The sequence below is a fragment of the Paraburkholderia sp. BL27I4N3 genome, from assembly GCF_003386115.1.
In the GTDB taxonomy this organism is placed as follows: Bacteria; Pseudomonadota; Gammaproteobacteria; order Burkholderiales; family Burkholderiaceae; genus Paraburkholderia.
In genome coordinates, this window is sequence record NZ_QREJ01000001.1 from 1,348,827 (window position 1) to 1,362,786 (window position 13,960).

General features: G+C 59.0%; 11 protein-coding genes and 1 pseudogene. 4 read left to right on the forward strand and 8 right to left on the reverse strand.

Going from position 1 to position 13,960, the window contains the following annotated elements; translation table 11 throughout:
• Positions 1-8: 8 nt before the first annotated feature.
• Positions 9-707 (forward strand): DUF4400 domain-containing protein, encoded by a 699-nt coding sequence (locus B0G71_RS06145; protein ID WP_116140446.1) that lies wholly within the window; start codon positions 9-11, stop codon positions 705-707.
• Positions 708-761: 54 nt separating this feature from the next.
• A pseudogene (locus B0G71_RS06150) lies at positions 762-1,207 on the forward strand (SET domain-containing protein).
• 17 nt (positions 1,208-1,224) lie between these two features.
• On the opposite strand, the gene B0G71_RS06155 reads toward B0G71_RS06150, so the two are convergent.
• The 4 genes from B0G71_RS06155 to B0G71_RS06175 all read right to left on the reverse strand — a co-directional run bounded on the left by B0G71_RS06155 (position 1,225) and on the right by B0G71_RS06175 (position 5,755).
• Complete coding sequence (locus tag B0G71_RS06155) at positions 1,225-1,437, reverse strand: AlpA family transcriptional regulator (RefSeq protein ID WP_116140448.1); 213 nt, start codon at positions 1,435-1,437, stop codon at positions 1,225-1,227.
• Positions 1,438-2,219: 782 nt separating this feature from the next.
• Positions 2,220-2,984: a hypothetical protein gene (locus B0G71_RS06160; RefSeq protein WP_116140450.1), complete on the reverse strand. Its 765-nt coding sequence runs from the start codon at positions 2,982-2,984 to the stop codon at positions 2,220-2,222.
• Positions 2,985-2,987: 3 nt separating this feature from the next.
• Complete coding sequence (locus tag B0G71_RS06165) at positions 2,988-3,851, reverse strand: nucleotidyltransferase (protein WP_116140452.1); 864 nt, start codon at positions 3,849-3,851, stop codon at positions 2,988-2,990.
• 632 nt (positions 3,852-4,483) lie between these two features.
• Positions 4,484-5,755 carry an SMODS domain-containing nucleotidyltransferase gene (locus B0G71_RS06175; protein WP_181916724.1) on the reverse strand — a complete coding sequence of 424 codons (1,272 nt, stop codon included), beginning with the start codon at positions 5,753-5,755 and terminating at the stop codon, positions 4,484-4,486.
• A gap of 398 nt (positions 5,756-6,153) precedes the next feature.
• Here B0G71_RS06175 and B0G71_RS06180 point away from each other — a divergent pair, with 398 nt between their 5' ends.
• Entirely contained in the window at positions 6,154-6,525 is a 372-nt protein-coding gene (locus B0G71_RS06180; protein WP_116140454.1) for a mCpol domain-containing protein, read from the forward strand.
• Positions 6,518-7,132: a hypothetical protein gene (locus B0G71_RS06185; protein ID WP_116140456.1), complete on the forward strand. Its 615-nt coding sequence runs from the start codon at positions 6,518-6,520 to the stop codon at positions 7,130-7,132. Before B0G71_RS06180 ends, B0G71_RS06185 begins: the two co-directional genes overlap by 8 nt.
• Positions 7,133-7,630: 498 nt before the next feature.
• Here the strand turns inward: B0G71_RS06185 and B0G71_RS06190 are convergent, their stop codons facing one another.
• The 4 genes from B0G71_RS06190 to B0G71_RS06205 all read right to left on the reverse strand — a co-directional run bounded on the left by B0G71_RS06190 (position 7,631) and on the right by B0G71_RS06205 (position 13,950).
• Positions 7,631-8,884 carry a site-specific integrase gene (locus tag B0G71_RS06190; RefSeq protein WP_116140458.1) on the reverse strand — a complete coding sequence of 418 codons (1,254 nt, stop codon included), beginning with the start codon at positions 8,882-8,884 and terminating at the stop codon, positions 7,631-7,633.
• A gap of 324 nt (positions 8,885-9,208) precedes the next feature.
• On the reverse strand, positions 9,209-10,120 hold the full coding sequence (locus B0G71_RS06195; RefSeq protein ID WP_116140460.1) for an amidohydrolase: 912 nt from the start codon (positions 10,118-10,120) through the stop codon (positions 9,209-9,211).
• A gap of 158 nt (positions 10,121-10,278) precedes the next feature.
• Positions 10,279-11,463, reverse strand: a complete 1,185-nt coding sequence (locus tag B0G71_RS06200) for a porin (protein ID WP_116140462.1) — start codon at positions 11,461-11,463, stop codon at positions 10,279-10,281.
• 63 nt (positions 11,464-11,526) lie between these two features.
• Entirely contained in the window at positions 11,527-13,950 is a 2,424-nt protein-coding gene (locus B0G71_RS06205; protein WP_116140464.1) for a glycoside hydrolase family 31 protein, read from the reverse strand.
• Between the last annotated feature and the right edge of the window lie 10 nt (positions 13,951-13,960).

Consider the following 13,960-nt stretch of genomic DNA (forward strand, 5'->3'; position numbering starts at 1 on the left):
GAGCAACCATGGTGGCAAAAACGCGCGACGGCAATGCCGATGGTGTGAAGTCTTTTTTCTGGGTTGTCGATCTGGCGATCCACGTTGTCCTCTGGCTACTGCTCGCCAGTATCCTCGCGGTGATGGCGGATCTCGCCGCTGCGCACTCGTTGTGGCGCGATGACCCGGTGGGCGGGATGCAGGAGCTCCTGCGCTATTACCTGAGCGAGACGACCGATCCTACGCTGGCTGCGCGCGCGGCCGACGCCGCGTATTGGGGCTGGTTTGGCTGGACGGGTGTTGATGCGACGGCTCGGGCATGGGAGGCGGGCGTCCTGCCGTCACATGGTCTCGGCTCCTACCTGCGACCGGCGTTTTCCGGGGCGACACGCGAGGCGCTCGTGGTGGCGATGTACGGAATCAAGCTCTTCGGCGTTCGCATCGCCATGCTCGTGATGACAGTTCCGCAGTTCGTGCTTGCGATTGCTGTCGCCGTGGCCGACGGTCTGGTGGCGCGACACGTGAGGCGCACGCAGGGCGGGCACGAGTCGGCGACCCGTTACCATCACGGGAAGCGCTTCTTGACGTTCGGTGTGATCCCGTTGACTGCGGTCATCTGGCTCGTGGCGCCGGTACGGCTGCCGATTAACCTGCTTTTCTGGCTGGTGTCGATCATGATCGTGATCGCAGTATGGAACATGGCGAAGTACTTCAAGAAGTACACGTAGATCACAATTGGCCGCCCTATACTTCGGCCACTCAGAAAGGAGGGCAGATAGGTCATGCAGCGACGTGTGGTGGGTAGGCGCTCGTCCGTGCACGGGCGGGGGTATTCGCATTGCGAAGGCTGGAAGCGGGCGAGAGGATATTCGAGTACAAAGGCGAGCGGATCGCCTGGAGAACGACTATCAGGCAGTACGGGAAGCGCGGCACCTTTGGCCATACGTTTTTCTTTGGATTGTCCGACGGGCGCGTCATCGACGGCGGGCTCCGGGGAAACAGCGCGCGCCGGCTGAATCACTCATGCAACGCCAACTGCGAGGCAATCGAGCTTGAGGACCGCGTGTTCATCCACGCCACGAGCGCAATTGCGCCTGGCGAAGAGCTTTTCCTCGACTACAGGCTCGAGGTGGACGAAACGCCGGACGAAGGGACGAGACTGTGCTACGCCTGCCGGTGTGGCTCGGCAGGGTGCCGGGGGACAATGCTGGCAGCCGGATCTTTGTGATGCCATCGCTCGGAAAATCAGCGGCTCTTTGACAGGGCCGGCGTCGATTGTCCCCTGGCGGCCGAACGATTTGCGAGCCAGGCTTCCAGTTCGGACTCGCGCCACCCGGTTGCACGTTCTCCAATGCGGATGGGGCGCGGGAATTCGCCGCGGCTGATCATCGCGTAGATCGTGGCACGGCATAGGCCGATCTTTTTCACCACATCCTTCATGCGCATTACCTGGTCCATTTTGTACCACTCCTGATTGCACTCGCCACGACTAATTATCCTCGGCGTGTTCCTGCTGGCAATGGACTCGCACGAGGTACACCGTGACGTGGCAGACGGTACCGTGAGATCACGACGGACTTGACGATTAAATGAGATATGGCGGTGTTACACTTGGTTACCTGTTTGTCGATCAATCGACTTGCTTGCGCTCACGCATTGCAGCGACGTCGCGCGGGATGAAATGCGTCTTTACGGTGGTCGCTCGCGTACCTGGTCCGTTTTTGCTTGGCCCTCGTCGACGATTTACCTGAAACTGCGGGGCATTTGGAACGGACGACGCCGTTGTGCGGTCGCACGTATTCGAATAGGATCCGCGAGAATATGGGGTGCATGACGACGCGTTAGACCCCGGTCTCAGAGGTCGATCGCTTGGATAGAGCGTTGCCCCGATTCCAGTCGGCCATACCCTCGCGCGAGGTAAAGCTGCAAAACTGTCGGTTGGCGTTGCGTCATCGCCGGCCGTATTTGAACTCGGCTGCCGCGCCGTCTTGGCTTTGCTGGGCCCGCGTGGGAGTACCCCCGACGCAGTGACAATCTCCGCGCATATGAGGCGGCCGGAATCCATTGAAAATGCGCGACGAGGTCGTCGCTGATCGGCGTTAGCGACTCAAGTGCAGATGGCGCGATCATCCGTGCAGTTGCGGAGTAGGCTTTCATTCACCCTTACCGCCCCCGGATCCTGTCTACAGGAATCAGATAACACGATAAGTAGTCTGACGCCGGGGGTGGATTCCGATCGCCTAAATTTTGAGTACTGCTTTGATGTCGTTCCACTCGGCGGACAGCCGCGGGTTCAATTCCTCGAAAATCTGCGACGATAGGGTGATCGCGGCGTTCGCCTTGGCCGTCTCGTACATCGACAACGCATCAAGCGTTATAACGTTAAACTCATTCACCGGCGGCTTCGACTGGAAGACCTTATACACGTCGTCAAACGTCTTCTCAAACCGCATCCGGAGCCACTCCAGACGAACCCACTTAGCCAGCACCTGCTCACTGAACACAGCCTGTGACGCAGCCACCACAACGCCAAGATCGGTCCGCCTATATAACAGGCAGACCACCCACAGGATGGTGTACACGGAGATCTTGATTCGCTCCCGCTTGGTCATTCTTAGGGCAATCGTTTTGCTGAAGAGGCTGTTCTCTAGTAATTGCGCCGCCATCTTTTTGATAGGGTCGGTGAGATCATTGTTATAGTAACCTTCCGTCCTCTGGTGTATCAGGTCAATGCCGCATGCGTTGCTGTAGAAATCCTGTCGCCGTTTGTCCTCTGCGCGAGGTGTCAGGTACAAGCGCGAGGCTAGGCCGATCACGAACAAGGCAAGGACCGAGACAGTGAAAGCAATGAGGATGACGCTGTAGGCGTCCGGAAACCTCACGCTATCCACGAACAAGGTCGCGAAAGACAGAACCGCACCGCCATAAAAAAGCCAGTCGGAGGTCTTGTCGGCCAGTTCAACGGCATCGTAGTAACTTTTGCGAATCGGGTCGGCGCGAGACATTGCTTATCCGTAGTTGGGAAAATCGCTGCCGAAGATCTGCCTCCAGATTTCGATAGCGCTTTTGTGGTCGTTAGTATCGCCGTACGTCTTGCTCCAGGCTGATCGACTTTTTTCGATTGCAGTGTCGAACCGCTTGAGTACTTCCTGCCTGTCGTACCACAACAGGTAATCGTCTGCGAAACCAGTGTCGTACCAAAGTGGGCCCTCGAGCAGCTTTCGCGCGTTGTCGAAGAACTGGAACACGTGCCACGCGGTGTCGTCCAGATTCCCGCTGAATACCTTAATCGCCAACGCCTCGATGTGGTAGCTCCGGAGGTAGTCGCTGTGAATGCGATTCCAATTCTTGATCATTTTGATGATCCGCCGGAAGTTGTAGCCACATTCCGAAGACTTCGACTCTATCGTCGCAGCCAGGGCCTTGGGCCTGGATGTAATCCAGGTGTCTGTGTTGGAGTCGGGGACGTTATAGTGCGACACCGTTCCATCGTCATTCACAACCCGACTCACGGGGACGATATCGACGGTTGGCCAGGTCTTGTAGTAAAGCGTTACTGCTTGCCCGTTTCGACGGACGCCAGTTCGCCACTCCGCTAGTGCTTCACGAACACTCTGCAGCAGCTGGGTTGGAGTCTTGTCCTTGATATGCTTGCCGTAGTGCAGGGCAACCATCACATCCAGATCGGCATGCTGCTTCAATGCGGTGAATTTCGGAATCGAGCCTGTACTGAAAGCCTCAACGATCTCGAAGGTCCTGCCGAGCGTAGCTACGATGTCGTCGCGACGTACGTTTGCGGTGCCCCGATGGTCGCCGCTCAGGTTAATGTTATCGTAGAACCGGTCAAACGAAACCTCAACGGTGTAGGGCATGCGCGTCTCGTCGAATTCCAGCGCTGAAATGTGTATCGCAGGAACCGGCGCAGTCCTCTTCAATGAGGTCGGGTTCGTTGGCAACTGTTCCTTGTGGATCGGTCACGGCACAAATTCACTTGTGGTAACCCTGTTCAGGGAGCGCTGTCCTCGGCTACGCGCGATCGATACTAGCGCGCACATTTTGGCTGCGCGCCTGTGCGACGTCGGATGGTAACCTCCGCCGGCCCATTCACCGGTCAGTAGCCACTCTTCGAAGTATCCGAGCCATTCGACGGTCCAGGCAAGGTGCGTATCAGCCAGTTTCATCTGCGGCATCCATTCGCGACGCTTTGGCAAAAACAGGCAAAGCCGGGTACCTCGCCCCTTGTGCGTGTATATGTGTGGTGGGCGACGACCGCCCGATAGGATCGACAGATCAGGCCGCAACACAAAAATATCTGGCGCGACAAAGCCGGGCCGGACGCTGAGAAGGCAGTCATAAAATCGAGAAAACTCACCTGGTGATACGGAGAACCGGTATTGCAACTCCCGTCCAGACCGGCTGTGTATGGTGGCGCCGGGCAGGTCGAGCCGCTCGAGTTCCAGTCGCCTCTGGGAAAGTGTGGGCGCGCTCACGTACGGACTTTGCATCAGTCACCGTAGAAGCTGTGCGCGCGAGCGGGGATGACACGCGAACTCGCGGCCGCCGTGACGATGGAGACCCGCCCGGCGGTCCGATTCGAATCGCGCATCTTGGACAACTCTGCCTTTAGCGCATTCGCGGATCGGGTGCCGAAAGCGGTGTCGATGATGCCGACCAGCACGTCATTGCCGAGGTTCTGTTCCACTGCTTCCAGTAGTTTTTCAAGATCGCGGGTAAGCACGGTTATCCACCCATCGAACGCCTCATGACGCCCAGTACGGTTCATCGAACTTGCCAGATTCTCCCTGGGTGCGGACGGGTTCGGCAGGTTCCACTCATCAGCGCCGTTCATCGATCTGGTCCGGACAAATAGGCTGGGCATTATCTTGACCATGTCGAGAAGCAGATCCAGCGGACTGTCGTGCTCAAGCGGAGCAAGTTGGGTGTACGCCATCGCTGCCAGCGTCGTAACGAACACGGACGTAGGCGCGAGTTCCTTCAAGCCGTCGCTCGCGGAAAAGCGACTGTTTCTGTGTAGCTTGAGCAATTGCACAAATCGGCAGAGCAGCCGGTTAAAAACCTCATCCGCCTCTGCCAGTGGTACTACCTCTGCACGTTCCGCGGAGTCCATCGCTTTCGCCATGACCCGTTGCCCGCGAAACGCGGGTGATATTGCGGCAGCCCGATTGAAGTGTTTCGCGTAACCCAGTGGGTTGGTCGAGTCGTACCGCATCAGCTCCCGGTCCGGTATCAGCGCATGCGTTTGCCCATACGGCGCCGACAGGAGCGGATCATCAATCACCGGCGTGATGTCGGCGCACATCCCGTCGGTGTACCCAAGCGTGACGCATCGCTCCCAACGGCGAATCGATAAGCTATGAGAATCCGCGTAATCCTTCAGGGCGCGATAGAAGTCGTTGAGGAGCAGAGAGGGGCCACCGCTAGACATATACCGACGGCGCGCATCGGCACTCAATAGCGCAATCAGATCGACGTCGAAGCCGTCGTGAGTCGATCTCGACGGTCTTACCATCGTGCCGAGTTGCCGCGAACCATGCGGATGTATCTTGAGCAACAGCCCTTCGAACTCGTCTCGGTTCGCGAGAAACTGCGCCGTGCTCTCATAGGAGGAGGCCAGCCGGTCAAGCTGCGTTGCAGTCGGTTCATGATCGCGGGCGACCGCATCGACCAGAAAGAAAAAACGTCGAGTGAGTTCAGATGTCGCTGGGCGACTCACCTTGAATCGTGCAGGCTCGGCAAATAGCGTTTCGGCGGTCATTTTTCAGTTCCTTATTAAAAGAGACCGGCACTCGCTACCAACACTAGATATAGTGTCAAGCCGATTCAATAACACAGAGTCTAGTGGAGATTGCCTCCAGCGTGGGTTATGTACATGATGGTCGGGAAAATTATTTTGTAACAAAAATACACGCAATCGTTTGCGCATGGTAGGTGGCCTGTGAAAAAGCACAGGTGGGGCCGGGTGTCGCCGGAGACGGGGCAAGAATGCTCACTCGCGTGACGAAACGCAGAAGCCCTTCGGTCTTCAGCGAGAATTTCCCGCCCTGCGCTCGAAAGAGGCCAAACGTCGCTTGGGGAGACGGGAAACGCCGACGGTCATGCACTGACGCGCATGCTACTATGCCGTCCCTTGTACATGGTTAATCGACGGCAGTCATGAAATACATTACTATCGACGGCGACGACATCGGGCAAAAAATAGCATCAGCGTATCTGACAAACGACACGAAAGAACTGACAAGAACCAACGACCTCGTGCAAGAGAAAATCGCGCAAATTGCAGATTTTCTAAAATATCAAGGGTTTAACATACTTTTTTGTGCCGCCGATGGCGTGGCCGGGTCATCGTCATCTTTTTTCCAAAATAGCACAGTTTTTGCAGAAATCAGAAAAATCGCGGGCGAGGAAATATCATTCTCGGCAGGCGTTGGCAATACCCTGAGAGATTCCTATATCGCACTTCTGTTCGCCAAAAGCAGCGGAAAAGGTCGACTGCAAAACTTTGATGATATGATCGACCATGTTTAGAATCATAAACTTTGTTTCGGTTCTTCGGTATGTTGCATCCGCCACTACCTTCATCAGCTTAATCGCTTACGAATGCTTGCGCACATACTGGCAGAACGATCTTCCCCTCATAAAGGTTGTGAGCATTGCACCGTTGGTTGCTCTTGCAATTATTTTCGCGCTCACTACAAATGGCATCTCCCGTTTTATTTGGAAGAGCGTGAAGCGCCTTAATAGCAATCTCTTTCCGGACTTGAACGGAACCTGGAGCGGCGAGATTGTCACTGCGGATGGAAAAAACATCTCTGCGAAAGCGGTTATTCGTCAAACGCTTTTGCAGATGCAAATCGATATCCATACGGAAACATCAAAATCTATCACGCTGGAAACCACGCCCGCAGCCGAAGGGGGGCAGTACAAGATTTACTATCTGTATAGATCAATACCGAAAAATCCGGAATGGGATGAATATAAAGGATCTACGATTTTTGACATAAGGTGCGCCGCTGAGGGGCCGAGGAGGGTATTGGAGTTGTCCGGTGCATACTTCACAAGCCGAAAAACCGTTGGCAGAATCAGGTTTCGTCAAGAGAGTCCCGACACTACTACTGACGTGTCTTTCTACTAGATTTCTGCGGTCCCCGACCGCAAGCGTTCCAACCAGGCGCGGCATGGTACATTAGCTTGGCGCAAAAGGGGCATGGTCGCATGCATGCTCTACGTTAGCCGGAAACAACTTCCCGCGACGGCTCGGCTCGGTTGGTCCTGGTGATGCCAGGTTCCCATGCTTACCCGAGCGAGGGCGGGCTGCGCTTCGACCGGTGCGCGCCCGATGGCGAGATCCTCCACCTGTACGCTGGAAGCAATGGATCGTGCGACTCTATCTGGCGGTCCCGCAGGCATTCCTCGAAACGTCGGAGCGGGAGTTCATCGCCTTGCCGATCGCCACGGCCGCCGATGTACGGGAACGCGCCAATCGGCAGTCCATTTGACGAGGAAACATTGGCCACTATGGCCATTTTCGAGCTCGGCCGCCAGGGACATCAAATGCGGCGTCTAGTGAGTCCCGTGGACGCAGGGTTGGCGATGCATGCCAGGTTATTACGTCACCTGCACGCTGAATCGACTAGATAGAAGCCGTCTCTCGCGAATGCTCGGTTCGGTCGGCCCTGGTGTTGGCGGGCTGCCGGGCCTGGGCTGGCGCCGCATTGATGTAATTGCACCAGGCCTGCATCATTTCACGCCGCTTCTGGAACATGTCGCTACGGAAGTAGGCAGCTTCGGCCTTGTTGGTTAGTGTATGCGCAAGTGCTGCTTCAGCGAGCTCGCGAGGATACGAGGTCATTTCGGCGCACCAGTCGCGGAACGTGGAGCGGAATCCGTGAACGGTCAGTTCTGAATAGCCGGCCTTGCGCAGCAACTGAAGCATGGCCATGTTCGACAGGCCCGTTCCTGCTTTCCATCCCGGGAAAACGAAGTCGCTCTTGCGTGCTTTCTTCATCTGCTTGAGAAGTTCGATCGCGCGGCTGGACAGCGGTACCCGGTGTTCGCGCTTCGCCTTCGTCCGTGTCTTCGGAATGATCCATACCTCCTCGCGCAGATTGATCTCTTCCCAGGTGGCCGCGATGACCTCGCCGGTGCGCGTCGCAGTAAGAATCGTGAATTCGAGCGCTCGCGCCGTCACGCCGGGCTGCGCATGCAGCCCGGTGACAAACGCGTGGATGTCCTTGAAGGGAAGGGCTGCGTGATGTTTCTGCCGTTGTACCGAGGCAGGACGGGGCAAAAGGGTATCAAGATGATTACGCCAGGTCGCTGGATTGTCGCCGGTGCGCAGGCCGCGGGTTCTGGCCCACGCCAGCACGCGCTCCAATCGACCGCGTACGCGGGACGCAGTTTCGTTTTTGCTGATCCAGATCGGTTCGAGGATCTGCACGATATGCTGGGTATCGACAAGGCCGACATCGAGTTTGCCGATGACAGGCATCGCGTAGGTGTCTAGGGTATTGGTCCACTGGTCGGCGTGCTTGGGGTTTTTCCACCCCGGGCTGTGCATGGCAATATATTGTTCCGCGCACTGTGCGAAGGTGAGCCTGGCCGCAGCCGCCGCCCGCTCGGCGATGCGCGCCGCGAGCGGATCCTCGTCGCGTCCGAGCGCGTGGCGTATTGCCTCCGCTTTCTGTCGTGCCGTGCCCAGCGGGACATTCAGATAGGAACCCAGTCCCAGCTCATGGGTGCGGCCGTTTCGCGTGTACCGGAAAACCCATGATTTGCTGCCTGACCTGCTTATCTGCAGCCAGAGACCGCCGCCATCGCCGAAGTAACCGCGCTGTTTCATTTCCCGAACCATGCGGTCGGTAAGCTTGAAAAGCTTTAGGGCCATATTGTCCTCGAGCGGCGCTTACCCACGTTTTTACCCATGCCAAGTCGGTCGATTTAAGCATACGCCCTCAAACGAGAATGGACAATAATTTCCTTTTAAAACAAATGACTATGTGACATTGAGTGATCTGGCGTGATCTGCAGTGACAAGCGGAGAAGTTCTCCGTCTCCGCCAGAAGTGGTAGAGAGAACCCCGCAGAGTCTAGGCTCTGCGGGGTTTTTGTTTTTTTGGGGGTGTTGCAGTTCGAACGGATCAGCACGACAACGGGTCGCTTCACCCGCGTTCGCAGCGGTACGCGCAGTCCGGTTCTCCCGCAACCAACATTTAGCTCAGCTTGTAAATCGCCGCGGCCGTGTCATGCAGAAGTCTTCGCTGCTCAGACACGCTGAATTCCGCGATCACCTCAAAGTACGCGCGATACAGCTTTTCGAAGCTGCAGGCCAGCTTGCTTATCGGCATATGACTTGCAAACATGCATCGATCGGGGCCAAAGACTTCAATCGTTTCCAGTATCCAGGGCCGGACCTGAGCGACCGTCCAATGAATGCCGAAGATGCACTCCAGCCCGAATATTTTCACTGCCACATTGGGACACGCGCTCACCGCTTTCATGTCACGTTTCCACGCCGCCTGGCCTTCGCTGGTCAGGTCAAGTGGCCAGCCAATGACAGGCAGCACGAACTGAGTGTCGGGAAACGCAGTCGCCAGCGAAGCAAGTTGGGGCAGTTGTGGCGCGAACATTTCCAGTTCGCAAATCACGCCACGTCCGCGCAGCGACGCGAGTCCGCGTCGCCATGCCTGGTCCGACATGAGGTCCGGCCTTGGCGCATAGCGAAGCAGCGGGTTCGCCGGATGCCAGCCCAGGTGCTGGCGAACGCAACGGATCCGTTGCGCTGACGAATACGCGTCTAGCGTGGCCGGCAGATCAGGACTCGAAAAATCGACCAGAGCGATGATGCCGTCAGGGCGTCGTGTCGCGTCCGCCAGTTCCTGTGCCCAGCCTGCCTCGCCCACCGGATCGGTCGACATAAATTCCGCCCAGACTGTGCCGACGACATTTAACGCGCTCGAGTCGCGCGCGTAGTCGTCGGGTAAGTAGACGCGGGGGAGCGCGCCGTAATCGCCGACGAGCGCTTCGAAGCCTTCGCTGCGCGTCGCGAAGACGGGGTAATGGAAGCGTCGGGCGTCGTAGAAGTGTTGGTGACAGTCAAGGATCGGCAGCGCGGCGCAGTCCATCGTCCAGGTCTCCGTACGAGAGCCGGCACTGAAGCACAGTGCCTGTCCAGCGAGGTTAGCACGAGTCGCTTCTGCATCCCGCGAAGTCCCTCGGCGTGTTCTTGCAGCCGATTCTCTTCGCGGGTTTACCGTCGCTTAATTGCCTCTTCAGGTCGCCCTCAAAACGCGTGCCTCAACCCCACCATCCCGACAAACTGCGAAGGCCCCGACGACGGCGTCGTATTCTGCGAATCCCCGACCACGGCCACCGCGTCGGTAATGCTCGTGGCGCCGCCCGCCGCGATCAGCGTCTTGCCGCGCGCGAGCTGATACGCTTCCAGCGCGTACAACGTGGTGCGCGTCGAGAGGTTATAGGTCTGCTCCAGCGAAATCTGGTGATAGCGCGCCGGATCGCTCATGCCATTCGCCTTGCTCGCGCGCGTATAGCTATAGCCGGCGCCGACGATCACCGCCGGCGTAATCCGATACGTCGAAATCACGCCGTACGTGTTGAATACCGCTTCGCCGGCAAATAGCGAACCGGAGCCCGGCGCATACTGCACGTTCGAATAGTTGACGCCGACCATCAGGTCCCGCAGGTTATAACGAGCGGCCGCGGCGAATAGTTGCGCGCTGCGCGCCGTCGCATAACCGCTATTCACCGGCGAGTTGATCGCGAAGGTGCCGAGCGCCGCGCTCGTCGCAATGTCTTTCAGCTTGACATAGCCCGCCGCGACCGCGAACGGCTTGTAGTCGTAGCGAAACGCCGCGCTGAAATTGCTGCCGTTGGCCACACTGCCCGGCACGCCGCCCAAGCCGTATTGCGCGCTAAATTGCAGGCCGGCGATGTTCGGCGATAGATAGGTTACCGAATTATTGAAGCGCAGCGTGGTGTCGAGCGCATCGACATCGCCTGGGTGCGCGCCGGTCGCGCCGGTCAGCACGCCGGTCGGCCCGAGTGCGCCGACCATCTGGAAGTAGGGGGTGTATTGACGGCCGAGCGTGAAGGTCCCGTACCGGTCGTTGCTCAGCCCGACATAGGCCTGCCGATTGAATAGGAAACCCGCGCTGCTCTGCGCGCCCGTCAGCGAGTTGAAGCCGCTCTCCAGCCGGAAAATCGCTTTCGTGCCGCCGCCGATGTCCTCCGAACCGAGCAAGCCGAACTTGCTCGCCTGCAGGTTGCCCTGACTCATGTAGAAGTTGGCGTGACCACGCTGATTGCTGACATAGGTGAACGCGTTATCGACGACACCGTACAACGTGACGCTGCTTTGCGCGGCCGCGTCGCTCGACAGCGCGGCGCCCGCGAACGGCAGGCACGAGAGGACGAGTGCGCGCGTACGCGCACGCTTGAATGAGTTCATCGCTTGCAGGTCTCCGGATTAGATGAGCGGCCTGAGTGCTTCAGGCCGGTGATGCGGGCTTGTTTAGTGGGCCATGGAAATCGTCAGGCATCGCCAGCCGTCGGCGGTGTGATCGGCCACGAGCGCGCCGCCGATGCATTCGACCGCGCGCGCTTCGTCCTTCGGCACAAAGATCCGGACTTCGCGCTGCGGCTGCGGCATCCAGCCTTCGCGTTCGGCCGAGATGCGCAAGGTGCTCGCATCGCCGGCCAGCGTGATGTGCCAGCGGCCTTGAGCGCCTTCGCGCCAGGCTTCGCTCTCGCCGTCGTCTTCGACGCAGCCGCCGCGCGTGGTGCCAACGCCGGCATGCGGCACGGCGATGAACGCGCGTTCGTCGGCGGGGCGGCCGAAGTGTTGTTCAGCGACGTTCAATGGAATCACGCTGCCCTCGCGCAGCAGGATCACCGGCTGCTCGAACGGCGCGGGCAGGTTCACGGTCTGGCCGCCGTGGAACGTTTCGCCGCCCCAGTACGCCACCCAGCGCGAGCCGGACGGCAGATACACGTCACGCGTCGACTGGCCCGCGTCGACCACCGGTGCGACCAGCATCGAGGAACCGAGCATCATGTCGTCGCCGTCGACGAGGCAGCGCGGGTCGCGGGGAAACTCGGCGAACATCGGGCGCAAGACGGGTTCGTAGGCACTGTGCGACTGCCAGAGCAACTCGTACAGGTAAGGAATGAAGCGGTAGCGCAGCTTGATCAGCGCGGCAACCTGCTGCGTGACTTCCGGGTACATCCACGGTTCGTTGACGGTGCCGTCGTCGTTCCACGAATGAATGCTGAAGCGCGGCAGGAAGATGCCGAACGCGACCCAGCGCGCGAACAGTTCCGGGCCCGGCGCCGGGCCGGAGAATCCGCCGATGTCGTGGCCGCTGTTGGAGATGCCGGACATGGCGAGGCCGAGGCCCATCTTCAGATTGAAACGCAGCGTTTCCCACGACGTGTAGTTGTCGCCAGACCAGGTCTGCACATAGCGATGCATGCCGACGCCGCCCGAACGCGACACGAGAAAGGGCCGCTTCTCAGGCGCGTGCTCGCGCTGCGCGTCGTGCGACGCGCGCATCATCAATTGCGTTTGCAGCACCTTGGCCTCGCGCGCCGGATACGCCGCGCCGAAGCCGCGTGCGATCGCGTCGGGCGACCAGATCTCGAATTCGTTGTTGTCGTTCCACGTGGCCGCGATGCCGTGTTTCAGGAGACTGTCCTGGACGCGCGCCTTCCACCAGTCGATGGTGTCGGGATTGGTGAAATCCAGATACGCGCCCACTTCGTCCCAGAACTGCACCCAGGCAGGATTGCCGTCGCGCGACTCGATCAGCAGGCCGGCTCGGGCAACGTCCGCGAAGGCGGGATGGTCCTGCAGCAGGCAAGGTTTGATGTTCGCGCACAGACGCACGCCGTGGTCGAGATAGCTCTGCACGAAGCCGTCGATATCCGGAAACTTCTCGTGATTCCAGTTGAACACGTAGCGCTTCGCGCCAATTGACGTATAGCCCGACGACAGATGGAACGAATCGCACAGCACGTCGTGTTCGCCGCATCGTTCGATGAATTCGCCCATGCGTTGCTGCGCGTCCGGCGCATCGGTGTAGCTCATCGTCGAGCCGGAGTAGCCGAGTCCCCACTTCGGCATCCACGCCGGCCGTCCGGTCAGCCATGTAAAACGACGCACCGCGTGCAGGGGCGTGCCCGCCGACGCGATGAAGTAATAGTCGAGATCGCCATGCTCGGCGACGAAGTGGCGGTAGTGGCCGTGATAGTTGTCCAGCTCGCGGCCCATGTCGAAGCGGCAATCGGCGAGCGTGTCGTAGAAAAGTCCGAAGCCCGTCGACGTCTGCGGCTGCCAGGTCACGTAGAACGGGATGTGCTTGTAGAGCGGATCGGTGGTGCGCGCGCTGTAGCCCATCGCGTCGATATTGCGCATCTCGTAGCTTTGCTGCGCGCGATCCAGCGACCCGGCGCGCTCGCCGAGGCCGACATACATTTCATCCCGGCGCCGCTCGATGTAGTGATACACGCGCTCGTCCCACCAGCCGAAGTTATACGCCTGCGTCTTGCGATCGCTCATCACGCGCTGCCATGCGTCGTCGTGCAGGATGTCCCAGGCGCAGAAGCCGCCGTCGAGCGTGACCGTCAGGCGGATGCACGCCGTTTCGATCACCACCTGTTGCGCGTCGCTGGACACCTCGAACGGCGGCGGCGTGAAGCCGCTCAGGTCGCGCCGCTCGCGCCCTTCGAGCGCGACGTCGTCTTCGCCCGGCGCAATCGACCAGGTGCGCGGCCCATGCAGTTCGCCGTCAGGCAGCACGAGCACGCGGATGATGTCTTCTGCGAGCACGAACAGTTCGATCCGGCATTGTGCCTGCGCGGCGAGAACGATGTGATTGCCGGTCTGTGTCGACAGCGAGAAGCGCGGCGGGTGCTTCAAATTCGTCGGTGAATGCATGATGGGTCTT